13 protein-coding genes are annotated in these 24198 nt (G+C 72.9%); 9 read left to right on the forward strand and 4 right to left on the reverse strand.

The genetic code is table 11. The features are described 5' to 3' along the window. Positions 1-290: 290 nt before the first annotated feature. Positions 291-10871 carry an amino acid adenylation domain-containing protein gene (locus ACRDTB_RS04370; protein WP_431428611.1) on the reverse strand — a complete coding sequence of 3527 codons (10581 nt, stop codon included), beginning with the start codon at positions 10869-10871 and terminating at the stop codon, positions 291-293. 10 nt (positions 10872-10881) lie between these two features. Continuing rightward, positions 10882-12114, reverse strand: a complete 1233-nt coding sequence (locus ACRDTB_RS04375) for an MFS transporter (protein ID WP_431428612.1) — start codon at positions 12112-12114, stop codon at positions 10882-10884. Positions 12115-12473: 359 nt separating this feature from the next. On the opposite strand from ACRDTB_RS04375, the gene ACRDTB_RS04380 reads away from it, so the two are divergent. Genes ACRDTB_RS04380 through ACRDTB_RS04410 form a run of 7 tightly spaced genes read left to right on the forward strand, consistent with a single transcriptional unit; the run spans position 12474 to position 18897 of the window. Continuing rightward, on the forward strand, positions 12474-13253 hold the full coding sequence (locus ACRDTB_RS04380; RefSeq protein ID WP_431428613.1) for a citrate/2-methylcitrate synthase: 780 nt from the start codon (positions 12474-12476) through the stop codon (positions 13251-13253). Between the two features lie 32 nt (positions 13254-13285). Next, on the forward strand, positions 13286-14290 hold the full coding sequence (locus ACRDTB_RS04385; RefSeq protein WP_431428614.1) for an LLM class flavin-dependent oxidoreductase: 1005 nt from the start codon (positions 13286-13288) through the stop codon (positions 14288-14290). Continuing rightward, a complete protein-coding gene (locus tag ACRDTB_RS04390) occupies positions 14275-15480 on the forward strand; it encodes a CaiB/BaiF CoA transferase family protein (RefSeq protein ID WP_431428615.1) in 1206 nt (401 codons plus the stop codon). The genes ACRDTB_RS04385 and ACRDTB_RS04390 overlap by 16 nt, the downstream gene beginning before the upstream one ends. 1 nt (position 15481) lies before the next feature. Continuing rightward, positions 15482-15955, forward strand: a complete 474-nt coding sequence (locus tag ACRDTB_RS04395) for a MaoC/PaaZ C-terminal domain-containing protein (protein WP_431428616.1) — start codon at positions 15482-15484, stop codon at positions 15953-15955. Next, a complete protein-coding gene (locus tag ACRDTB_RS04400) occupies positions 15955-16401 on the forward strand; it encodes a MaoC family dehydratase (RefSeq protein ID WP_431428617.1) in 447 nt (148 codons plus the stop codon). The genes ACRDTB_RS04395 and ACRDTB_RS04400 overlap by 1 nt, the downstream gene beginning before the upstream one ends. Before the next feature lie 40 nt (positions 16402-16441). Then, complete coding sequence (locus tag ACRDTB_RS04405; RefSeq protein WP_431428618.1) at positions 16442-17500, forward strand: LLM class flavin-dependent oxidoreductase; 1059 nt, start codon at positions 16442-16444, stop codon at positions 17498-17500. Then, positions 17497-18897, forward strand: a complete 1401-nt coding sequence (locus ACRDTB_RS04410; protein WP_431428619.1) for an MmgE/PrpD family protein — start codon at positions 17497-17499, stop codon at positions 18895-18897. The genes ACRDTB_RS04405 and ACRDTB_RS04410 overlap by 4 nt, the downstream gene beginning before the upstream one ends. On the opposite strand, the gene ACRDTB_RS04415 is transcribed toward ACRDTB_RS04410, so the two are convergent. Together ACRDTB_RS04415 and ACRDTB_RS04420 are read right to left on the reverse strand one after the other, a co-directional pair. Continuing rightward, on the reverse strand, positions 18892-19701 hold the full coding sequence (locus ACRDTB_RS04415; protein ID WP_431428620.1) for an amidohydrolase family protein: 810 nt from the start codon (positions 19699-19701) through the stop codon (positions 18892-18894). The two genes, ACRDTB_RS04410 and ACRDTB_RS04415, sit on opposite strands and share 6 nt — an antisense overlap. A gap of 2 nt (positions 19702-19703) precedes the next feature. After that, positions 19704-21077: an MmgE/PrpD family protein gene (locus ACRDTB_RS04420; RefSeq protein WP_431428621.1), complete on the reverse strand. Its 1374-nt coding sequence runs from the start codon at positions 21075-21077 to the stop codon at positions 19704-19706. 347 nt (positions 21078-21424) lie between these two features. Here ACRDTB_RS04420 and tcuA point away from each other — a divergent pair, with 347 nt between their 5' ends. Next, positions 21425-22909: an FAD-dependent tricarballylate dehydrogenase TcuA gene (tcuA, locus tag ACRDTB_RS04425; protein WP_431428622.1), complete on the forward strand. Its 1485-nt coding sequence runs from the start codon at positions 21425-21427 to the stop codon at positions 22907-22909. A gap of 65 nt (positions 22910-22974) precedes the next feature. Continuing rightward, on the forward strand, positions 22975-24180 hold the full coding sequence (locus ACRDTB_RS04430) for an ABC transporter ATP-binding protein (RefSeq protein ID WP_431428623.1): 1206 nt from the start codon (positions 22975-22977) through the stop codon (positions 24178-24180). The last annotated feature ends 18 nt before the right edge of the window (positions 24181-24198 follow it).

A 24198-nucleotide genomic window follows, 5' to 3' on the forward strand; every position in this document is an offset into this window, starting at 1 on the left:
GAGGAACGCACGGTGAACGAGACCGGCCGCGGCGTGTTGGGGAAGAGCAGGATCCGGTCCGGCAGCGCGGCGTCGTACTTCGCCCTCACGCCAGCACCATCGACATCCCCGACGAGACCTCGACCGTCACCGATCAGCTCGACTCGGTGTGCTTCGCCATGGATCGGCACCTCCTCCGCCCGCCGCCAGCTGCGCACCGAGCGGGACTACCGCGTGCTCTCCGAGGTCGGCATCCTGCCGGGGGCCTCGCTGACCGTGGTGCCGATGACCGGCGGAGGCGGCGGAGGGCGCTAGCTCGCGGGCCGAACCAGTCGGGTCAGCAGGGCGCGCAGGTCGGCGTCCCAGGCGGCCACCGTCGCCGCGGTGAACAGGTCCGTGGAGTACTCCCAGAAGATCCGCGGCCCATCCGGGCCCGGCTCGACGCGCACGTACAACTCGGTGCGCGCCACTCCCGGCACCGCGACACCGCGCACCCGTGACTCGACGCCGTCGAGGTCGAGCCGCGGTGGCGGGGTGGTGACCACCGTGAACCGCACGGTGGGGAACGGCCAGTCCTCGGGCGCAGGCACGAGCTCGGGCGCCACCACGGCGGCGACGTCGTCGAGCGGCAGGTCCTGGTGGTCCAGTGCCGCGTACAGGCCGGCGGAGAACGCCCGCACCTGTTCCGCCAGGCCGGACTCGCCCGGCCGGACCCGCACCAGCACCGCGTCACCGACCAGCCCCACCACGTCCTCGTGCTCCGGCCTGGTGCGGTTCGCGCTCGACGCCGCGAGCACGACCTCGGTCCGGCCGCACGCCCGCGCCAGCCATGCGGCGAAGGCCGTCGCGAGCACCGCGTACGGTGTGCCGCCCACCGCGGCGGCGACCTCCTCGACGCCATGGGCCAGGTCGGCCGGCAGCACCGACTCGTGCAGCGCACCGCGGCCGGACAACGCCCGGGGTCGCGGCCGGTCAGCCGGCAGCCGCGGCACGATGTCTACTTCGGACAGCTCGGTGCGCCAGAACCGCTCGAGCTCGGCCCGGCGCTGCGCCGTGGGCGCCCACCGCGCGTAGTCGGCGTGCGGCACCGCGGCCGGCAGGCCGGGCTCGCGACCCTCCCGCGCCGCGGCGTACAGCTCGGCGAGCTCGCGCCACACGATGCCCATCGACACGCCGTCGCAGATCATGTGGTTCAGCACGACGACGAGCACCCACCGGTCCGGGCCCAGCCGCCCGAGCCGGATCCGGTGCAGCGGCGCGGTTCTCAGGTCGAACGGGGGCTCGACGACCTCCGCGCACCACGCGTCGGCGTCGCGCACCTCGTGGACGTCGAGCGGGACCGGGGCCGGCGCGAGGACCTCCTGCACCAGCTCGCCGTCCCGCTCGGCGACCCGCATCCGCAGCGCGGCGTGCCGGTGCACGAGCGCCTCGACGGCCCGCCGCAGCGCCTCCGGGTCGAGGTCGCCGGTGAGGTCGACCCGGTGTGCCACGTTGTAGACGGCCGGGTTCGCCAGCGCGTGGTGGCGGCGCCACAGCCGGCGCTGCGTCGTGGTGAGTGGCGCCGTGTCGACCACGTCCCCGCCGTCGAGCAGTCCCGCAAGGCCGCGGATGGTGGGGTTGCGGAAGAACTCGGTCATCGACGGGGCTCGGCCGAGCCGCTCGCCGACCCGGTTGAGCAACCGCACCACCGACAGCGAATGCCCGCCCAGCGCGAAGAACGACCGGTCCACCGGGACCGGGGAACGGCCGAGCTCGGCGCCCCACAGCTCGTGCAGCACTCGCTCGGTCGGTGTCGTGGGCTCGGCGCCTACCGGGTCCGCGTCGCTGCCGGGCTCGGGTAACCGGCGACGGTCGAGCTTGCCGTTCGGGGTGACCGGGAGCCGGTCCAGCGCCACCCACTGGTGCGGCACGAGATAGTGCGGCAGCTCGTCCCGTAGGCGCGATGCGAGCGCGTCGAGTGCTGTCCCGTTCGCCGGCACGACGTACGCGACCAGCTCGGGCTCGCCGGACGGACCGGACCGCGCGACGACCGCCGCGTCCCGCACGCCCGGCAGGTCGGCGAGCGCGCGCTCGGTCTCCCCCGGCTCGACCCGGAAACCCCGGATCTTGACCTGGTCGTCGCGCCGGCCGAGGAACTCGATCGTCCCGTCACCGCGCCACCGGCCGAGGTCGCCGGTGCGATAACGCCGGGCGCCGGGCCGGCTCGGGTCGACGACGAAGGCCGCCGCGGTCTCGGCGGCGCGGCCGAGGTAGCCGTCGGCCACCGCCGGCCCGCCGATGTGGATCTCACCCGTGGCGCCGACCGGCACCGGCTCGCCGCGCGGGTCGAGCAGCTCGACGGTGATCCCCGCGATCGGCGCGCCGATGGGCGGGTTGTCCGCACGCGCCGGGTCGACCCGGTGGCTGGTCACGATGATCGAGCCCTCGGTGGGGCCGTACTGGTTGTACAGCAGGCAGTCCGGGTGCTCGGCGAAGAACCGGCGCACGGCCGGGGTGAGCACCATCGGCTCGCCCGCGGAGACGACCATCCGCAGGTCCGGCAGGCGCGGCCGGGACTCCAGCAGGTACTTCAGCGGCGTGAACGGCATGAAGACGCGCTCCACGCGGTGCTCGCGGGCCACGGCGACGACGGCGGCCGGATCGTGGCGCGCCTCGTCGTCGATGAGTACGAGGCACGCGCCCGCGGCGAGCGTGCCGAAGATCTCCTGCACGCTCACGTCGAACGCCGGCGAGGTCCACTGCAGCGTCCTGTGTGGACCGCTCTGCGCGGCCTGCCAGCGGACCACGTTCGCCGGCCCGCGGTGCGGCACGAGGACGCCCTTGGGCCGGCCCGAGGAGCCGGACGTGTAGACGCAGTAGGCGAGGTCGGCCGGCCCGACCGGGACGGACGGGCGGGTCGCGGGCCCGTCCTCCGGCAGCGTGTCGACAGTCAGTAGCAGGGCGGCCGAGCTGTCGGCGAGCACCAGGTCCACGCGGGCTTGCGGCAGGGTGAGGTCGAGTGGCAGGTAGGCCGCGCCTGCCTTGAGCACGGCCAGCAGCGTGACGATCAGCTCGGGTCCGCGGTCCAGCCGCACGGCGACCAGGTCGCCACGGCTGATGCCGCGCGCGAGCAGCCCGTTGGCCAGCCGGTTCGCCCGCTCGTCCAACTCGCGGTAGGTCAGCTCGCCGTCCGTGCCGAGCACGGCCGTGGCGTCGGGCGTCCGGTCGACCTGGCTCTCGACGAGCTCGTGCAGGCACGGCGGCTCGGGCAGCGGATCTCCCTGCCAGCGCGCGAGGTCCGCACGTTCCTCGCCGGTGGCCGAGGTGAGTGTCGACAGCGGCACGGCCGGGTCGTCGACCGCGCGCCGCAGCGTCGCCTCGAAGTGGTCCAGCAGCCGCCGCACGGTCGCTGCGGTGAACAGGTCGGAGTCGTACTCGACGGAGATCCGCAGACCGCCGGTGTGCCGGGTGAGGTAGAGGGACAGGTCGAACGGTGCCCGATCGGCCGGCACGTCCAGGATCGCCGCGGCGACCTCGGGCGTGAAGTCCACGGTGGACTCGTTCTCGAACTCGACCATCACGTCGAACAGCGGGTTGCGGACGGGGTCCCGCTCGGGGTTGAGGATCCCGACCAGCTCGTCGAACGGCACGCCCCGATGCTCGTAGGCGTCGGTCGTGGTGTCCCGGACCCGGTGGGCGAGGCCGGTGAAGCTGGGGTCGCCGGACAGGTCCACGCGCAGCGGGACCGTGTCGAGGAACAGGCCGACCAGGTCGGCTGCTCGTGGCGGCCGGTTGCTGACCGCGGTGCCGAGCACGAGGTCGTCCTGCCCGCTGAACCGCCCGAGGACGGCGGCGACGGCACCCAGGATCGCCATGAAGAAGGTGACGCCGTTGGCCTGGGTGAACGCCGCCAGCCGCTCGACCAGCTCGCCGTCCAGCTCGTGGCTGACCGCCCCACCGGCGCCGGAGCGGTTCGCCGGGCGCGGGCGGTCGGTCGGCAGGCGCAGCTCCGGGGCACCGGCGAGGTGCCCGCGCCAGAACTCGACGTCCTCGTCCGTCGCGTCCTGCTCGTCCAGGTCCGAAGTCGACAGCGTCGGCAGTCCATCGGGCTCGCCGGGCCAGGACCGGTAGTACGCGGCGAGGTCACGTACGAGCACGGAGGTCGAGGAGGAGTCGAACACGATGTGGTGCGCGGACAGGAAGAGCAGGTGGTGCTCGGCGGAGATCCGGACGAGCCGGGCGGCGAGCAGTGGGCCTTGGCCGAGGTCGAACACCTCGGTGGTGCGCAGGGCTTCGCGAAGCGCCTCCTCCTCGGTCGACCCGTCCACCACTGGACAGTCCACGATGATCCGTGACAGCTCGACCCGGTACGGCTCGCCGCCGTCGTCGCGGAACACGCTGCGCAGCGCGGGTTGCCGGTCGACGACGCGCTGGAGCGCCGACTGGAGGGCGGCGGGGTTCAGCGGGCCGGTCAGCCGGATTGCCTTGGGCTCGTGGTAGATCGTCTGGTTCGGGTAGAGCCGGTCGAGGAACCAGATCCGCCGCTGCGCGGCCGTCAGACTTCGTCGCCCCTCGGCGAACCGGGTACGCAGACCGTCCAATGTGGGCAGTGCGGCCAGCACCCGGTCGCCGGGCACGCCGAAGTCGACGAAACAGGCGATCTCGTCCGCCCCGGCGGCGAGCAGGCTCGTCACGACCTCGGCGCAGCCGTCCGCCGTGCCGATGAGCGCGCGGGAGTCGCAGTACCGGCGGTACGCCTGGCCCAGCAGGAACTCGACGTCGTCCTCCGGTGTCGACGCGAGGTCGATGTCCATCCCGAGGCTCGTGGTGACCTGGTCGAACAGCGAGAGCGACGACCGCAGGTAGGCACAGAACGGCGCGTACGCCTCCGCGCGCACCTGGTCGAGATCGTCACCGAGGTAGGTGTGCACGAGCACGACGACGTGGCCGGCGGCCGGGTCGAGCCCGTGCTCGGCGCGGGTGCGGCGGTACAGCGCGATGTTGGCGGCGAGCCGCTCGACGCTCTGGGTCATGAGGTTCGTGACCACACCGAGGTTCCGCGCGGCGGCGCGCCGGTAACTGTCGGGATTTCCGACGACGGCGACGTACATCGGCGGCATGGCCTGTAGCGGCCGCGGGTGCGTGCGGATCTCGACCTGGTCGCCGGACCCCGAGGTGGCCGGCACGGACTCCCCGGCCCAGAGCCGCCGCACGGTGTCGAGTTGGGTGTACATGAGGTCGCGGTGCCGGCCGAAGTTGCCGGGTGCGAGCACGAAGTCCGTCGCGTGCCACCCGCTCGCGACACACAACCCGACCCGGCCGCCGGACAGGTTGTCCACGACGGACCACTCCTCCGCCACCCGGATCGGGTCGTGCAGGGGCAGTACGACCGAGCCCGCGTGCAGTCGGACCCGAGTGGTCTGCGCGGCGAGCGCCGCGGCGAGCACGGAGGGATTGGGGAACAACGCACCGAACGAGTTGAAGTGGCGCTCGGGCAACCACACCGCCCGGAACCCATGCCGATCCGCGAACCGCGCGGCGGCGGTGATGAGCCCGTACTTGTCGGTCTCCTGCTCGTCGGGATAGTCCCCGAAGAAGTAGAGGCTGAAGTCCACCGCGCCAGCCCGCACCACGTCCGGCGCAGCCTCGACCGACTCGGCCGACGGTACGGGTGCCGGTGTGGGGACGACCGGCCCGGTCGGCGCGGCGGACTCCGCGCTCGGCGCTGGGCTGGGCACTGGGGCGGTCGTGGTGTGGACACTCGGCGTGGCGGGTACCGAGTCGGCCGGAGGCGCCGCCGAGCCGACCGGCGCCGCCGCGGGCGCGGCCTCCGGCGCTCGGAATGCGGCCAGCTGCTCGGACATCAGGGCCGTGACGCGGTCGACCAGCTGCCCCGCGACGGCGAGCTGCTGCTCGACCACGGCTTGCAGCTCACCATCGCCGGACGCGGTGGTGACGGCCGGTGTCGTATCGACCGCACTCGACCGCCCGGCGGGTGCCACGTGCGGGGTCGGCGTGGCCGGCTCGGCAGTGACGGGTTCGGCCGCGGCGGTGGCCGGGTCTGGCGCGGTGTTCGGTGCGCGCTCACTGAGCAGTGCCGCCAGCTTTCGTGGTGTGTCGGCGTCGCCGAAGAGCGTTCTGATCGGGATGCGGACGCCGAACGTCTCGGTCAGGTCGCGGGTCAGGTTCATCAGGGACAGGGAGTCGCCGCCCAGGTCTACGAACGTTCGGTCCGGGTCCACGGCCGTCACGTCGGTCCCCAGCAGGCGCGCCGTCCGGCGGCGGACATCCTCCAGGCGATCCGGGCCCCGGCCCGGTGCCTGGTCTGGCGCGGAGTCCCGAACACGGTCGGGCGTGCCGTCGGGCACGTCTGTGGGTGCCGACGGGAAGCGCTGTTTGCGGAACGGGTAGCCGGGCAGTGGGATGCGCCGGCCGGTCGTCGTCAGGGCGGTCCAGTCGATTGTCGTGCCGCGGCGGTACAGGGTGCCCAGCGCGGTGAGGAAGGTGTCGGCGTCCTGGGAGACGGTCGTCAGCCAGTGTGCGCCGGCCCGGCGGGCCAGCCTGGTCAGCGCCTCGCCAGGGCCAACCTCCAGCACGTCCCGGCCGTCTACAGAGGACAGCACCAGGTCGAACCGGACGGGCGCGCGGGCTTGGCGACACAGGTAGTCACCGTCCGGCAGGTGGCCGGCCGGCAGCAGCCGGCCGTCGAGGCCGCTGACCATCGGCACGCGCAGCGGGCGCAACTCGACCGCTTCCGCCTGCCGGGCCAGCTCCGCCAGCGCGGGCTCCACCAGGGCCGAGTGGAACGCGTGGTCCACCTCCAGCCGCACGCAACCGATCCGCTCCTCGCCCGCCAGCCCCACCGCCCGCGACACCGCCTCCGCCGCACCGCTCAGCACGTGCACGCCCGGCGCGTTCACCGCCGCGATCTCCGTGCCGCTGGCCGCCGCGAGCCGCTCGGCGACCGCCGCCTCCGCGTTGACGGCCACCATCCCGCCCGCCACGGTCTGGCGCATCGCCTCTCCGCGTGCCGCCGTGAGCCGCAGTCCGTCCACAAGCGACAGAGCACCCGCCGCGTACAGCGCCGCGTACTCGCCGAGGCTGTGCCCCGCGACCACGGCCGGCTCGACCCCCACCGCGCGCCACAGCTCCGCCAGCGCGGCCTGGAACGCGAACAGCACCGGCTGCGGATCGTGCACCTCCCCACCACGCAGCTGCTCCAGCAGCCCGGGCCGCGCCCGCTCGCACTCGTCGAGCACCTCGCGCACCACCGGGAACTCCGTGTACAGCCCACCGGCGAGCCCTGCCCGCACCCCGTCCTGTCCGGAGAACGCGAACACCAACGGCCCCACCGGCGGCAGGGGCTCCACGCCCGCATCCACGACCGCGTCCAGACCGTCGGCCAACTCGGCGGCCGACCGGCCGACCACGGCGAGCCGGCTCGCCAGATGCCGCCGGCCGGCGCCGAGCGTCGCCGCCACGTCGGCGGGGTCCAGGTGCGGGTTGGCCCGCAGGTGGTCGCGCAGCCGCCAGGCCAGCTCGCCCACCGACTCCTCGTCGGCCGCCGAGACCGGCACGAGCACGGCGCGGCCGTGGCCATCCCGGGGCGGTGCGGACGGTGGCTCCTCGAGGATCACGTGTGCGTTGGTCCCACCGACGCCGAGCGCGCTGACCCCGGCCCGCCGCGGATGCCCGTCGACCGTCCACTCGCGATGTTCCACGGCCAGGGTGAACGGGCTGCCGGCCAGACGCAGCACGGGGTTCGGCGTGCTCAGGTTGATGGTCGGCACCAGCGAGCGGTGCCCGAGCATGAGTGCGACCTTGATCAGCCCGGCCATGCCCGCGCAGCTGTCCAGATGCCCCACATTCGGCTTCACCGAGCCGAGTGCGCAGGAACCGGCCGGCACCCCGGCGAACGCCTCGCGGAGCGCGTCGAACTCCACCGGGTCGCCGAGTGGCGTGCCGGTGCCGTGCGCCTCGACATAGGAGATCGTCTCCGCCGGCACCCCGGCGCGGTGCAGCGCCTGGCGGATCACCCCGAGCTGGCCGGGCACACTGGGCGCGGTGAACCCCACCTTGCCGGTCCCGTCGTTGTTCACCGCCGAGCCCAGGATCACCGCGTGCACGGTGTCGCCGTCCGCGAGCGCCGCGTCGAGCGGTTTGAGCACGACCGCGGCCACCCCGTTGCCACCGACCGTGCCGTCGGCCGACGCGTCGAAGGCACGGCACCGGCCGGTCGGCGAGAGGATCGAGCCTTCGTGGTACCGGTAGCCCGCCTCCTGTGGGACACGGACCGCGGCGGCCCCGGCCAGCGCCAGGTCGGCGTCGCCGGTCAGCACCGCCTGCGCCGCCAGGTGCACCGCGACGAGTGAGCTCGAGCAGGCGGTCCGCACCCCGATCGCCGGCCCGGTGAGCCCGAGCCGGTAGGCGACCCGGGACGCGAGGAAGTCCGGCTCGCTGCCGATCGTGGCCTGCAGCGCCGCGGGCCCGTCGACGAAACCGGGCCGGGCCGCGTCCTGATGGCCGTAGAGGTTCATGCCGCCGCCCGCGAACACGCCGATCCGCCGGCCGGGCCCGGCGTACCCGGCGTGCTCCAGCGCGTGGTGGCAGCACTGGAGGAACAGCCGGTGTGCCGGGTCGGTCAGCTCGGCTTCACGCGGGCTCACCCCGAAGTAGCTCGCGTCGAACGCGTCGACGTCGTCGAGCACGCCGCCGACCGGCTGGAACGTGGGCGCGGCCGCGAGCTCGGCGGGCACGCCGGCCGCGGTGACCTCGCCGGAGGTGAACCGCCGCACGCTGTCCACGCCGTCGCGGAGGTTCGCCCAGTACCCGTCGAGGGTGCTCGCGCCGGGAAAGCGCAGCGCCAACCCGATGATCGCGACCCGGCCGCCCGACGCGGGCGAGCCGGTGGGCTCGGCCGGGCCGGAGAGAAGGCCGGCCAGGTGGCCGGCGAGCGCGGTCACGGTCGGATACCGGAACATCGCCGTCGGCTCGATCTCCCGGTCCAGCTCGCGGGACAGCACGCCGCGAGCCCGCAGCAGGCCCACCGACGTCAGGCCCAGCTCGTAGAACGGCGTGTCGGCGTCGACCTCGCGGCCGAGCACCGAACCGAGGATCTCCCGCACCTTCGCGACCAGCCCCCGCTCTCGCCCGGGCGCTCGCACTGGCATCGTCACCCGGGTGGCGGCGGCGCGCTCGCGGAGCGCGGCCCGCCGCACCTTTCCGCTGGGCGTGCGCGGGAACTCCCGCTCGGGCACGGCGACCACCCGGCAGCCGGAGAGCCGCAGCCGGTCGAACAGCACGGCGCGGACCTCGCCGAGCAGGCTCGCCGGGTCGGCGAGATCGGTGGCGACGAAGACGTGCAGCCGCTCGCTGCCGGTGCGCTCGTCGGGTACGCCGCACGCGGCGATCCGCCCGGCCGCGAGCCCGGGCACCGTGGCCACCACGTCCTCGATCTCGTGACAGAAGTAGTTGTGCCCGTTGAGGATGATCACGTCCTTGGCGCGGCCCGTGATCACCACCTCGCCGCCGGTCAGGAACGCGAGGTCGCCGGAGTCGAGCCAGGCTCGCCCGGTCCGGTCGTGGTCGGGGAACAGCGCACGCGTGCCGTTCTCGTCGCCGAGGTAGCCGGGCGTGTTGCGGCAGGATCGGACCTGGAGCCGGCCGATGCGGCGTTCCGGCAGCACCTCGCCGTGCTGGTCGACGACGCGGACCTCGGCGCCCGGCATGGGTGGGCCGACGGCGACCAGCGTGACGCAGTCCCGGTCCGGGGTGTCCTCGCCCGCCCACTCCAGGTCCCCGCCCGTGCTGGACTTGAGCAGCCGGTGCACGGCGGCCGGGGTGTACCGGCCGAACGTGACCGCGGTCGTGGTCTCGGCCATCCCCCACGCCGGTCGCACGCGGTCGTCCCGGATGCCGAACCTCCTCGTGGCGTCGAGGAAGCGGGACACGACCGGCACGGTCACCTGCTCGCCGCCGCTGACCAAAGTGGACACTCCGGAGAGGTCCCAGGCGCGGTCGCACCCGTCGAGGGCGTCGGCCACGAGCTGGTAGGCGAAGTTGGGTGCCCAGCTGTGCTGCGCCCGGTGCTCGTCGAGCAGGTCGAGCCACAGCAGCGGGTCGCCGAGGACGAGGTCGGTCGGGGCGTGCACGTTCGTGCAGCCGACGAACACCCCGAGCACGTGGTAGATGAGCAGCGCCCCGCTGTGGTCGAGTGGCATCCAGTTGACGGTGGTGTGCTCCGACCGCACGTCGATGACCCGCCGGGTGGCGGCGGCGAACTCGGCGAGCCCGCGGTGGGTGAGCTGTATCGCCTTGGGCAGCCCGGTGCTGCCGGAGGAGAGCATGAGGAGCGCGACGTCGTCCGGATCGGGCTGGTGCAGGTCGTCGGCGGGCTCGGCCGCGACGCACTCGTCGACGCCGGTCACCGCGGCGGGCCGCCCGGCGTCGAACCGGTCGGCCACGTGGCGCAGCGCCGCCACGGTGCCGGGCCCGGTGAGCACGACCGGCCGGCCGAGTAATCGGCACACGTGGGCGAGGCGCTCCGCCGCGGCGGTCGGCGGGTCGGTCGGTGAGTCGGTCGGTACCGGCTCGGCGACCGTGACCGGCCGCAGCCCGCCGAGTAGGCAGGCCCACAACGCCGGGAAGAAGTCCGGCAGCGGCAACCCGTGCAGGACGACCGGGTCGCCGGTGCGGCAGCCGCGGGCTCGCAGCCCGCCGAGCAGCCGCCGTGCTCGCAGGAGGAGATCCGGGTAGCCGAGCCGGACCTCGTTCCCCGGCGACGTCACGGCCACCACCGCGTTGCCCGGGTGCCGCTCCGCGGCGCGCAGCAGCGCCGAACACGCGTCCGGCGGGTCGCTCTCCGTGCGGTCGAGCGGGGCGCCGGCGGACAACGCGTTAGGTCTGGCGGGCATCGGCTCTCTCCTAGGGGGTGGGTTCGGTGGTGCGGTCACGGTCGTGGCGGCGGACGAGCGCGGCGGCCAGCAACGCCACGGCACCGAGCACGGCGACACCGTGGAAGGCCGCCACGACGGTCAATGCGGGCAGCGACTCGAGCAGGGCGGCGCTGGTCACCATGCCGGTGGCGAAGCCGGCGGTCTCGGCGGTCGCGGACAGGCCGAACAGACGACCGCGTTGCTCGTCGGGGAGGGCCTGCAACCGCGAGGTGTAGACGATCTCGGTCCAGCCGTCGGCCAGCCCGGCCACGAGCGCCACGGCGACCAACGCCGGCCCGGCGGGCACGGCGAACGCCAGCACGAAGCTCACCGCCATGAGGCAGGTGCCGAGCGCGAACGCCCGCTCGCCGAGGGCGCGCTCGCGGGCCCAGCGCCGGATTACCTGGTGCGCGAGGAGGGTGCCGACCGCCCACGACGCCCAGAACTGGCTCATCACGACGGCCGGGTTGGCGGGATCGAGCTGGTTGGCGTAGAGCGGAATGGCCATGTTGTGCGACGCGGATCCGAACGCGTCGCCGCCACGCACCGCGATCATTGTCACGACGACCGGTCCGACCAGCGCCAGCAGCGAGCGACCCGTGCGGGCGCGCGGTGTCTGTGCCGGTGTCGCGGCGTCCGGAGGGTCCGGGGCTGGCGGGTGCGCCCGGGTGGGCAGGCGCAGCAGCACGAGCGTGGCCCCGGAGACGAGGAACGAGGCGGCGTTGGCCAGGAACGCGGCCGCGAACCCGCCGGCCGCGACGATGACGCCTGCCGAGGCGAAGCCGAGCACCGTGCCCAGTGAGCGGCCGGTGACGAGCAGCCCGTTGGCCCGGACCCGGTGGTCCTGCCCGACCATCTCGGGCACGCTGCTGCGGAGGGCGACCGTGAACAGGGTGTTGCCCGCGCCCAGGACGACCGCCACGCCGACGAGCAGCCCGGTGTCACGCGGGCCTGCCGCGAGCGCCACCATCGCCAGCGCCTGCGCCAGGTCCGTCGTGATCATCAGCCGGCGCCGGTCGAACCGGTTCACCAGGCGTCCGGCCAGGAGGCCGGTGCCGAACCCCGCACCGAGCCGCAGCGCCATCACGATGCCGACCCCGAGCGGCCCACCGGTGACGACGAGCGTGTACAGGCTCAGGGCGACCAGGTTGAGGTAGTTCCCGTAGGCCGAGCACGAGTAGCCGAATACCAGCACCAGGAAGTTTCGCGGAGCCCCGGACACGGCCCTCCCGGTGCTTTCTCGACCTCGACGTCCAACGTCCACATGATGGGTCATCGCCGCGTGAAATGGTGGCGTTCACGACAATCGGCAGCGGTCGCCGCGAGCCTGCCACGACCCGTTCGTCGTGCCGGCCGACCTCGCGGCACCCGGCGGGGTCGGCACGTTGCTGGCCGCGCCCGGCACGCACGTCGACACATCCTCGTGAACAACGCCGGCCACCACGCCCCGGCGCACGCCCCGCCGGCCGGTGGGTGTCCTGGTAGGACGTATCTACCACGTAGTTGGATTATAACTTCGCAGTTGACAACTGACCGAGCGCGGCTTACGTTTGCCGCATCCTTGACGGAGAGGGGCGAGCCTTGCCGAAGCAGACCTGGACCACCGCCGTCGGCGAGGTCGCGCACGGGACGGTTCGCGTTCGCGGCTATGCGCTCGACGACGTGATCAAGAACGTCGGGTTCGGCGCCGCCTGCTACCTGACCATCCGCGGCGAGCTGCCCGACGAGCACCAGGCCCGGGTCACCGACGCCGCGCTGTGCGCCATCCTCGAGCACGGCTTCTACGCCCCCACCACGCTCGCCGCGCGTACCGTCGTGTCCGCCGCTCCGGACGACCTGATCAAGGGGCTCGCGGCCGGCCTGCTCACGATCGGCTCGGTCACCGCCTCCCCACAGCACAGTGCCGAGATCATCGTGCGCGTCGAGGAGGCCGTCCGCACCGGCAGTTCGGAGGCGGCGGCCATGAAGTCGGTGGCGCTGCGGATGATCGAGGACGGTGAGCGGATGCCCGGCATCGGCCATCCGCTGCACCCCGACGGTGACCCGCGGGCGATCGCACTCGAGGAGGTCGCCCGCGCGGAGGGCGTGCTCGGCCGCCGGACCGAGTACTTCCACGGTGTGCGCGACGAGTACCTGGTCCACATCGGCCGGTCGTTCCCGGTCAACGTCGACGGTATGCTCGGCTGCGTGCTCTACGAGCTCGGCTTCGCTCCGATGGAGATGCCGGGGCTCGCGGCCATCTCGTTCCTGCCCGGCCTGATCGCCCACTGCATGGAGGAGGCGAGCGGCCCCGTCTCGCTCCGCGTCGCCGACGGCGAGTACACCGGCCCGGCGGCGCGGTCCTTCACGGACGCCTCATAGCCGTGCCCGGGGTGGCCGGAAGGGAGCCTGGCATGAAAGTGGGCGTCTTGGTCATGGACGAGGACCTGACCGCCGGCTGCCACGTGGCCCGCGCCGCCGACGCGGCGGGCGTCCATTCCTTGTGGACGATCGACTACTACAACCGCAACAGCCTCGTGCGCGCCGCGACCTTCGCCGCGGTCACCGAGTCGGCGGTCGTCGGCACGAGCGTCACCCCGCTGTTCGCCCGCTCCGCGCTCGCCACCGCCACCGCGGCGGCGGACGTTCAGGCCGTCGCCGGCGGGCGGTTCGCACTCGGCGTCGGCAGCAGCACCCGGCGCATGAACAGCGACTGGTACGGCTTCGACCTCGCCCACCCCGCGCCGCGGATGAGCGAGCGCATCGGGCTCGTCCGGGCCCTGCTCGAGCACGGCGGCGGCCCGTTCTCGTTCGAGGGCCGGTGGGAGTCCGTGTCGTTCGCCCACCTCGACCACGCGGTGAAGACGCTGCCCGTGCCCATCTACGCCGCGGGCGTGGGCGAGGGCATGCTCGACGTCGCCGGGCGCACCGCGGACGGGTTCGTCGGCCACCCCATCGCCTCCGCGGCCTACCTGAAGACGGTCGCCCGGCCGCGCGTCATCGAGGCGGCCCGCCGCGCCGCGCGTGCCGAGCCGCCGAGGTTCCTCACCCAGGTGATCGCGAGTGTCGACGAGGATCGCGCGGTGGCCCGGCGCAGGGCGGCCGCGCAGGTCGGCTTCTACGCGACGGTCAAGGGCTACGACCCGCTCTTCCCGGGCGACCCCCGGCACGCGGAGCGCGACGAGATCCGCCGTGCGTTCCGCGCCGGTGACGCCCGGGCGGTGGCCGCGGCGGCCGACGGGCTGGTCGACGAGCGAGCCGTGTTCGGCACCGTCACGGAGGTCGCCGAGCAGCTTCGCCGGTACGAGCCCGTCGCCGACGTCGTCCAGCTCTACAGCCCGCACTTCGGCGTGAGCCCGGACGAGATCGCCGCCAACGAGCGCTCGCTGATCGAGGTGGCCGCGTGCTGGAACAGCTGAGCGGGATCCGCGTCCTCGACCTCACGTCCAATGTGGCCGGTCCGTTCGGCACGCTCGTTCTCCGCGACCTCGGCGCGGACGTCCTCAAGGTCGAGAGCCCGGCCGGGGACCCGGTCCGCTCGTGGCCGCCCTTCACGCCAGACGGGCGGTCGACGACGTTCGCCGCGCTCAACCGGGGCAAGCGGTCGGTCGCCGTCGACCTGAAGGACCCGGACGGCCGGCGGGTCCTGCTGGAGCTGGCCGGCGACGCCGACGTCGTGGTGGAGAGCATGCGCCCCGGCGTGATGGACCGGCTGGGCCTGTCCTGGGACGTCCTGCACGCCGCGAACCAGCGCCTCGTGTACACCTCGATCAGCGCCTTCGGCGGCGTCGGGCCGCTCGCCGACCGGCCCGGGTACGACGCGATAATCCAGGCGTACTCGGGCATCATGAACCTCACCGGCGAGCCCGACGGTCCCCCGGTTCGGGTGGGCACGGGTCTGATCGACATGGGCACCGGCATGTGGGCCGCCCTGGCGACTATCGCCGCGCTCCGGCAGCGGGAGGTCTCCGGCGCCGGCGCGCGTGTCTCCGCCACGCTGCTCGGCACGGCCGTCGGGTTCCTGTTCCACCACCTCGCCTCGATCGACCTGGCCGGGGTCGTCCCCCGGCGGCTCGGCACCGGCCAGCACAACACCGCGCCGTACGAGGCAATCCCCGCCAGCGACGGGTTCGTCATGGTCGGTGCCGCCAACGACACCCTGTGGCAGCGGTTCTGCGACGCGCTCGGCGACGACGGCCGGCTGCGTGACTCGCCCCTGTTCGCCACCAACGCGGACCGGGTGCGCAATCGCGCGCGGCTGGTGGCCGCCGCCGGTGAGCTGGCCGGCGAGCTGACGACCGCCGAGCTCGCCGCGCGGTTCGAGAAGGCCGGCGTGCCCGCCTCGGCGGTCCGCGACACCGCGGAGCTGCTCGGCGACCCGCAGGTGCACGCGATGGAGCTGCTCCAGCCCTGGGGTGAGCACCGGCTGGGCGTCGTGCCGGTGTCGGTCGACGGCCGGATGTCCACGGTGGACGGTTCGCTGGCGGCCCTCGGCGCGCACGGACGCGAGGTCCTGGCGGACCTCGGCATGTCCGGCGAGCGGATCGACGAGCTCGTCCGGCGCGGGACGGTCCACATCGGATCGGACGTGCCGGTGGAAGGAGAGTGACGTGATCACGGGGTGGTTCGACGACATCGAGCTCGGCGAGGAGACGGTGACCGAGGGTCGCACGGTGACCGAGGCCGACATCGTCGCGTTCGCCTCGCTCAGCGGCGACTGGCATCCGCTGCACACGAACATCGAGTTCGCCAGGAAGGGCCCGTTCGGCGAGCGCATTGGGCACGGCATGCTCGCCCTCGCGATCACCACCGGGCTCGCGACCATCGACCGGGCGAGCGTGCTCGCCTTCTACGGGGTGGACCGGCTGCGGTTCATCAAGCCGACCCTCATCAACGACACCATCCACGTCGCGACGACGGTGACCGGGAAGAGCGACCGCAACGAGCACAGCGGGACCGTCTCGGTGGACGTGAAGGCGATCAACCAGCGGGACGAGACCATACTGGTGGCCACCTTTATGTTCCTCGTCGCCCGTCGTCCGGTGTCGCTGGAGAACGGGCCGATCGAGAGCGGGGTGCGCTGATGTTCTTCGGCGATTTCGAGGAGGCCACGGGCCAGACCTACCTGTCCCGGCGCCGCACGATCACCGAGACCGACCTGGTGATGTTCACCCAGCTGACGGGCATCACCGACCCGGTCTTCACCGACGACATCTTCGCGCGGGAGCAGCTGTTCGGCGGCCGGGTCGTGCCGGGCCCGCTCGTGCTCACCTACGCGCTCGGCATGACCGACGACCTCGGCTTCGGCGCGGTCCTCGCCGCGCTCGCGATCGACAACGCGCGCTTCGTGCACCCGGTGCGGCCATCCGACACCATCACCGTCGAGACCACGGTCGCGAACGCCCGGGCCAGCGCGAGCCGCCCGGACGCCGGCATCGTGACGCTCGCCCACCGGGTGTTCAACCAGGACGGCACGACCGTCCAGAGCTTCGAGCGCACGCTGCTCATCCGGCGCGATCCCGCGGCCTAGCGCCGCCACCGCACTGGTCCACACGCGACGGGAGAGCCCCGTGCAGTTCGGCGTCAGCATCAACCGCGACGAGCCGGCCGGCGTGTCCCCGGCAGACGAGCTCGCCGCTGCGCTCGAACGCGCGCACGCCGCCCGTGACCTCGGCTTCGGGCTGCTCGGCTTCGGGCACCGCTACTCGACCGGCCCGGCGGTGTCCACACCGGACCGGCCGGCGCTGACCACGAGGCGGCTGCAACCGCTGCACCTCATCGCGCATGTCGCCGCCGAGCTGAAGGACACCGTCGAGTACTCGACCAACATCCTGCTGTCCGCCTCGGCCCACCCGGTGTCGCTGGCCGAGGAGGTCGCGACGCTCGACACGCTCTGCCACGGGCGCTTCCGGCTCGGGCTCGGCGTCGGCTGGCTGGACTACGAGTTCGAGGCGTTCGGCGTGCCCCGCGCCGGCCGCGTGCGGCGGTTCACCGAGCTCGTCGAGCTGTACCGGCTGCTGCTGACCGAGGACGACGTCAGCTACTCCGGCGAGTTCTTCCGCGTGCGCGGCGTGCGGACGCTCGCGCGCTGCGTGCAGGAACCCATGGCGCCACTGTGGATCGGCGGCTCGCTGGACGCCGCGGTCCGCCGTGCGGCGCGGCTCGGCGACGCCTGGATCATGTCCAGCCACATCCCGATGTCCGACCTCGAACGGCAGGTCGCGCTGTTCACCACGCAGCGACGGGAGGCCGGCCTGCCACCGCCGACGCAGTTCCCGATCGTGCGGACCGTCTACGTCGCACGGACCCGCGAGGAAGCGCTGCGGCTGGCCGAGCCGGCGATGCGCAGGCGCTACGCCGAACGCGGCGACCGCGGCTGGTTTCTGACCCGCGGCGACGACCTCGCAGCCGGGTTCGGCGACGGCCGGTGGATCATCGGGTCGCCGGAGGACGCGATCGAGCAGATCCTCGGCTACCGCGAGCGGCTCGGCGTGACCCACATGATCTTCTCCTACCAGGCGGGCGGACCGGGCAGCGACCGGGCCAGCCTGCTCCGGATGCTCGAGCTGCTCGGCGAGCAGGTCATCCCGTACTGCCGCGACGCCCAGGCGAGGAGAGAGCCGGCATGACAGGTTCCACGATCCAGGCCGGGCCGGGCGTGACGCTCGCCCGCTTCCTGTCCGACCTGTCCTATGAGGACATTCCGCCCGACGTCGTGGCGACGGCGAAGCTGTGTGTGCTCGACACCCTCGGCGTCGGCCTCACCGCGAGTCGCCGGCCGTGGACGCGAATGGTCGTGGGGATGGCACGCGAGGCCGGCGGGACGCCGGTGAGCGCGGTGTGGGGCCACGGGTTCCGGACCTCCCCGCAGCTCGCGGCGCTCGCCAACGGCACCGCGGCGCACGGTATCGAGATGGACGACCGGATCCCGACCGCCGAGCTGCACCCGGGGTCGATGGTGGTCCCGGCGGCGCTGGCCGTCGCGGAGGCGGCCCGGATGGCCGGGCGGGAGCTGCTCGCCGCGGTCGTCGCCGGGTACGAGGCGGGCATCCGCGTGGGGTACGCCGTGCGCACCCGGCCGGGCATCCACTCGCCGGGCCACAAGGGAGTGTGGGCGACCGTGGCGGCCGCCGGGCGCGCACTCGGCCTGGACGCCCAGGGCATGCAGGACGCCTTCGGCCTGGCCGGCTCGATGGCGTCGGGCATCACCGAGTTCAGCCAGGACAGTCGCGGCACGATGGTCAAGCGGTTGCACGGTGGGCTCGCCGCGCAGCACGGCGTGCTGGCCGCCCAGCTCGCCGGCCGCGGCGTCACCGGGCCCGCGTCCGTCCTCGACGGGATCTACGGTTACTGCCGGGTGTTCGGCGCCGACGTGGACGAGATCGACCTCGACGAGCTGACCGTGGAGCTCGGCCGCGCGTGGCGGATCACCGACCGGGAGCTCAAGCCGTACGCGGCCTGGGGCGGTTCGCACACGGTCATCGACGCGATCGGGAAGATCCTCGCCGAGAGCGCGCCGCGGCCCGGTGACGTGGCCGCGGTCGAGGTGGCCGGATCCAGTCGCCTGCTCGTCCAGCACGACCTCGCGCGGCCGCGCTCGATCATGGCCGCCCAGTACAGCCTGCCGTTCCTGACCGCGACCGCGTTGTGCCGGGGTGCGGACGCGCTGACGAGCCCCGACGAGGTGTGGACCGAAGACCTCCTCGACGACCCGGACATCCTGCGCCTGGCCGCGCTCGTGGAGCTGCGTGTCGACGCGGAGATGGACGAGATCTTCCGGCGCGAGCGCACCTACGGCGGCGCGCGGGTGCGCGTGCGGCTGCGGGACGGGAGCGAGCGGGCCGCGGTCGTGTACCACTCCCGCGGCACCACGAAGAACCCCATGTCGCGCGAGGAGATCCACGCGAAGTTCACTCGGCTGGCCGGCGGCGTGCTCGGCGAGCGGCGGGCGCGGGAGCTGCTGACCACCGTGGACGACCTGGAGCACCTGGTCGACGTCGGCGAGCTGACCGACCTCGTGTCATGACGGCCAGCCGAGCCACTCCGCGATCCCCCGCCCCATGACCCACTCCAGCTCCTCCCCGTCGAGGAAGTCGAGCTCGTCGGTGAAGTGCGACCGGGCCCGCGCGTAGCCGCACGGAAGCCGGGTCAGGTCGCTGCCCCAGAACACCCGGCGGGGACCGAACGCGTCCACGACCCGGTGGATGTGGTCGTACAGCGAGCGGAACGGGTAGCCGTCCGTGGCGTTGCTCGGCAGGCAGCTCGCCTTGACCGCGACGTTCTCGTGCCGGGCCAGGCCCACCAGCTCGTCGATCACCGGGCCGACCTCGGTGGCGCCGATGCCGAGTCCACAGTGGTCGACCGTGAGGCGCAGGCGCGGGTGCCGGCCGGCGACCGCGTCGAGTGGCCCGAGCAGCGACGGCGCGAACACCGACAACGGGATGCCGGCCGCCTCGGCCCGCGGCCAGAACCAGTCCGCCGTGCCGTCGTGCAGCTGGCGGGTCGCCGCTCCCCTGCTGAAGCTCAGCCGGATGCCCAACATGCCGGGCTGGTCGCACCAGCCGTCGAGGTCGGCCGGCGCGGTGAGGTCGAGCCGGCCCATCACCGCGAAGCGGTCCGGGTGCGCCACCGCGGCGGCCAGGCACGTGCGGTTGCGGTGGCGGTCGCGCTCGAAGGCCGGCGGCACGAGGACCGCGCGGTCCACGCCGGCGTCGGCCATCACGGCCAGCAGCTGGTCCGCGGTGAGCTCGTCGCGGTGCATCACCGACCACGCGGGCGGCACGCCGGTCGACCGCTCCCACACGTGTACCTGCGCGTCGGTGACCAGCACCGTCAGCGCACGCCGTGCAGGCGCGCCCGCAGCACGTTCGTGTCGTCGAGCCGAGCGACGTTCACGATCAGGTCGAACAGCTCCCCCGCGTCCTGTTCGGACATCCGGTCGCGGGTGCACGCGACGAACTTCGCGCGCTGCTCGTCGGTGGTCAGGAAGCGGTGCGACCAGCCCTTGACCACCGGGATGTCGCGGGTCAGCACCCGCCCGTCGGCGAGAGTCGCCTCGACCACCGCGCCGAACTCCCGCTCACCACCGTGCACCGGGTCGACCACGTGCTCGACCCGGCCCATCAGGTCCCGCACGCGCGTGTCGGCGAGCGTCTCGTCGGCGAACACGTCGGGGTCGGCCCGGCCGAGCACGAGTGGGGCGGCGACGCAGAACTGGAGGCTGAACCGGGCCTGCTCGACCGTCCGCGGGTCGGTGAACGCGAGGATACGCGTGGAGTGCTCGTTCGTGGCGACCCTGACGTGGGTGACCTCGGCACCACCGGCCTCGGCGAAGATCGACAGCGCGGCCTCGACCGCGGAGGTCGCCTCCCCGCAGCAGGCGAACGGCTTGAGCCCGAGCCCGAACTCGGTGGTGATCTCCCACTTGCGGCCGAGCTCGCGGATCAGCTCGGTACGCAGCTCCCGGCTCTCGCTGAACGCGGCGAGGTAACCATGCGGCACGTCGAAGATCTGCTCGCGCCCGGTCATGCCCTCGCGGGCGAGAAGCCCGGCGAGCAGCGCCGACCGCGCGGCGGCGCCGGCGTGCAGTGGCTTGGTCATCGAGCCGATGTTGCCGCGCAGGCCCGCGGCGCCGGACCCGGCGATCGCCAGGCAGTGCTCGGTCTGGTTGCGGTCCAGCCCGAGCACGCGGGCGACCGTGGCCGCCGCGCCGATGACCCCGAGCGTGCTCGTGGCATGCCAGCCGCGCGCGTAGTGCTGGGGGTTGAGCAGCAGGCCGAGCTTGGCGTCGAGCTCGAAGCCGATCGCGAACGCCGTGATCCAGTCCTGCCCGGAGGCCGGCGCGATCGCGTCCGCGCCGAGCAGTGCGGGCACGAGGTGGCAGCTGGGGTGCATCGGGCCCGGGTGGTTGATGTCGTCGAAGTCGAGCGCGTGCGCCGCGGCACCGTTGAACAGGGCGGCGTCGAGGACGTTCGCCGTCTCCCCGGTACCCAGCAGCGGGTGCTCACCACCCAGCGCCCCGGACGCACGCAGCGCGGCGAGCACCGTGGTGCCCACTTCGGACGCCGCGCCGAGGAAGGTCACCGCCAGGCAGTCGGCGATCGCCGCCGCGGCACGCTCGGCCGCGAGTGGCTCGAGGTCGGCGAACCGGGTCTCCTCGACGAAGCGCAGCACCTCGTCGGTCAGCGTCAGCTCCGCGCCTGTCACGTCTGCTCCCATCGAAGAGTCCGCGTCTACCATCGGCGGGGTTGATTCTCGACTCCTCCGTCAAAGGTGTCAACACCGCCACTGGCCGCGGAAACCGCACGTCGTGCACGCCCGGCCACCCACTGTGGACCCGCCGCGAAGCGTAACCATATCGTCATCCGAAAGTCGACTCCGCAGTTGACAATCTTCCCGAGGGGCAGTACGGTACGTCCACTTGGTAGCGAGCCGAGTCGACTCGGAGACTGCGGTTCGCGTGGACCTTCGGCGGCCGGACAACAGAACTCTTCGGTGAGTGGGCGCATCAATGTCGATGAATCACACGAGAACGTTCGCGAAGGAGGCCACCGGTGGCCAGCAGTGATGCCGAGGTTGTCGTTGTCGGTGGCGGAAACGCCGGAATGTGCGCCGCGATCGCGGCGGCCGACGCGGGCCGGAAGGTTCTCCTTGTGGAGTGGGCACCGGAGGAACGGCGCGGTGGCAACACGTTCTACACCGGCGGCGGCGTGCGGATTGTCCACGATGGACTGGACGACGTCCTGAAGCTGGCCCCGGACTCGATTCCGGGCCGGGACAAGCTGGAGATCGAGCCCTACACCGAGCAGCAGTACTTCGACGACATCGCCCGCGTGACCGAGTACCGCTCGGATCCCGAGCTGCTCGAGGCGTTCGTCGCGGGCTCCCGGTCGACCATCGGCTGGCTCGCCGACCTCGGCATGCGCTTCGACCTCGCCTACGGCCGGCACTCGGTGGTGCGCGACGGCCGCCGCCGGTTCTTCGGCGGGACGGTCCTCGAGTACGTCGACGGCGGCCAGGGCATCGTCGAGGGGATGACCAAGCTCGCCGAGCAGCACGGCGTGGACATCTCCTACCGGACCAGGCTGACCGGCCTCGAGCTCGACGAGCGCGGGCACGTGTGCGCCGTACGGGTGAGCTCGGCGGGCACCGAGCGCACCGTCCGCACCCGCTCGATCGTGCTGGCGTGCGGCGGTTTCGAGGCGAACCCCGCCATGCGGGCGCAGTACCTTGGACCCGGCTGGGACATCGCCCGCCACCGCGGCACGGAGTACAACCGCGGCGACGGGCTGCGGCTCGCACTCGAGATCGGCGCCGACCCGTACGGGCACTGGAGTGGTTGCCACGCCGTGCAGTGGGACGCGAACGCACCGCTCGTGCGCGACCGCGCGGTACCGCACGGGTACGAGCGCGAGTCCTACCCCATCGGCGTCGTCGTCAACCAGGCCGGCGAGCGCTTCGTGGACGAGGGCGCGAACTTCTTCCCCTACACCTACGCGAAGTACGGCCGCGCGATCATGGGTCAACCGGGCCAGGTCGCGCACCAGATCTTCGACGCGAAGACCCGGGACCTGCTGCTCGGCGAGTACCGCCAGAAGGAGACCACCAAGGTCGTCCGCGACACGATCCCGCAGCTGGCCCGGGCGCTCGAGGTGGACGTGCGCGGTCTCGAGGAGACGATCCGGCGGTTCAACGAGGCCGTGCTGGCGGGCGAGTTCGATCCGACGAGCCTGGACGGCAAGGCCACCGAGGGCATCACGCCGGTGAAGTCCAACTGGGCCGTGCCGATCGACACCCCGCCCTACCTTGCCTTCCCCGTCACGGTCGGCGTCACGTTCACGTTCGGCGGGTTGCGTGTCAACGACCGGGCGCAGGTGCTCGACGCGGCCGGGTCGGCCATCGGCGGCCTGTACGCGGCCGGTGAGATCGTCGGGGGCATCTTCTACCACAACTATGCCGGCGGAACGGGCCTCGTGTCCGGCGCCGTCCTCGGGCGAACCGCGGGTCTCGGCGCCGCCGAGCTGGCCGCGGCGTCGTGAGAGCCCGGTCCGGCCGCCGGTCCGTTGGCGGTGGCACCCCCGAGAGCGCTGATGGGCTGACGACCATGACCTCCGCACACACCCCGGAATCGCTCGGGTCCGGCAGTGGGTCCGCCGACATCGACACGCGGTCGCCGAACGGGAGCGCGGGCGTCGGCATCAGGGTCACCAACCTGAGCAAGACCTTCGCCAGCCAGGCGGGCAAGGTCACGGCGCTGGCGAACCTCGATCTCGAGATCGAGGCGAGCGAGATCGTGGCCCTGCTCGGGCCGAGCGGTTGCGGCAAGACGACGACGCTGCGCTGCATCGCCGGGCTGGAGACACCGGACTCCGGCGCGGTGGAGATCCTGGGCCGGCAGGTGGTGAACACCGCGGAGGGAGTCGCGGTCGCCCCGGAGAAGCGCGATCTCGGCATGGTGTTCCAGTCCTATGCGCTGTGGCCGCACATGACGGTGTTCGCCAACGTCGCCTACCCGCTGCGGCGGCGCAAGGTCGACAAGGCCGAGATCGGCGACCGGGTGCACGACATCCTCACGATGGTCGGCTGTGGACAGTTCGTCGACCGGTACCCGGGCCAGCTCAGCGGTGGCCAGCAGCAACGCATCGCGCTTGCCCGCGCGCTGGTGGGCAACCCGAGCGTGATCCTGTTCGACGAGCCACTGTCCAACTTAGACGCGAAGTTGCGTGAGCAGATGCGGTTCGAGCTGCTCGAGCTGCACGAGCGGTTCCGGTTCGCGGCCGTCTACGTCACCCACGACCAAGTCGAGGCGATGACCGTCGCGCACCGGATCGCGGTGATGCGGATCGGGCGGATCGTCCAGCTCGGTGCGGCCAGGGAGGTCTACGACCGGCCAACCGACCGGGGTGTCGCCGACTTCATGGGCGCGGCCACGTTCATCCCGGGCACCGTGCGATCGGCCGACGGTGAGCGGGTACTGGTCGACACGGCGCTGGGCGAGATGCGTGCCCTCGCGGTGGATTCCGCGGCGACGACCGCCGGCGACGAGGTCGAGATCTGCGCGCGGCCCGAGCAGGTGCGCCTGCGGGCGACGTCCGACGACACGGCGCCCGCCGCGGGCTACCACTGGGTCGAGGGGCAGCTCCAGCACTCCAGTTTCCAGGGCGGCCAGATGGTGCGCCTCGTCGCGGTCAACGGCGTGACGATTCGGGTCGACACGTCATCGGGGATGAGCGATTCGGAGGAGGCTCGGTTCACCAGCGGCGCCATCATGCTCGGGCTGCCGATGGATTCCCTGTACGTCTATTCCTAGTGTCCGTTCCAGAAATGT

It is taken from the genome of Actinophytocola sp. (genome assembly GCF_050699935.1).
Lineage (GTDB): Bacteria > Actinomycetota > Actinomycetes > Mycobacteriales > Pseudonocardiaceae > Actinophytocola.

Excerpts from the sequence above, each read along its gene's own strand:
- ACRDTB_RS04370 (WP_431428611.1), bottom strand. The coding sequence starts at position 10,871 with ATGCCCGCCAGACCTAACGCGTTGTCCGCCGGCGCCCCGCTCGACCGC.
- ACRDTB_RS04385 (WP_431428614.1), top strand. The coding sequence starts at position 13,286 with ATGAAAGTGGGCGTCTTGGTCATGGACGAGGACCTGACCGCCGGCTGC.
- ACRDTB_RS04400 (WP_431428617.1), top strand. The coding sequence starts at position 15,955 with ATGTTCTTCGGCGATTTCGAGGAGGCCACGGGCCAGACCTACCTGTCC.
- ACRDTB_RS04410 (WP_431428619.1), top strand. The coding sequence starts at position 17,497 with ATGACAGGTTCCACGATCCAGGCCGGGCCGGGCGTGACGCTCGCCCGC.
- ACRDTB_RS04430 (WP_431428623.1), top strand. The coding sequence starts at position 22,975 with ATGACCTCCGCACACACCCCGGAATCGCTCGGGTCCGGCAGTGGGTCC.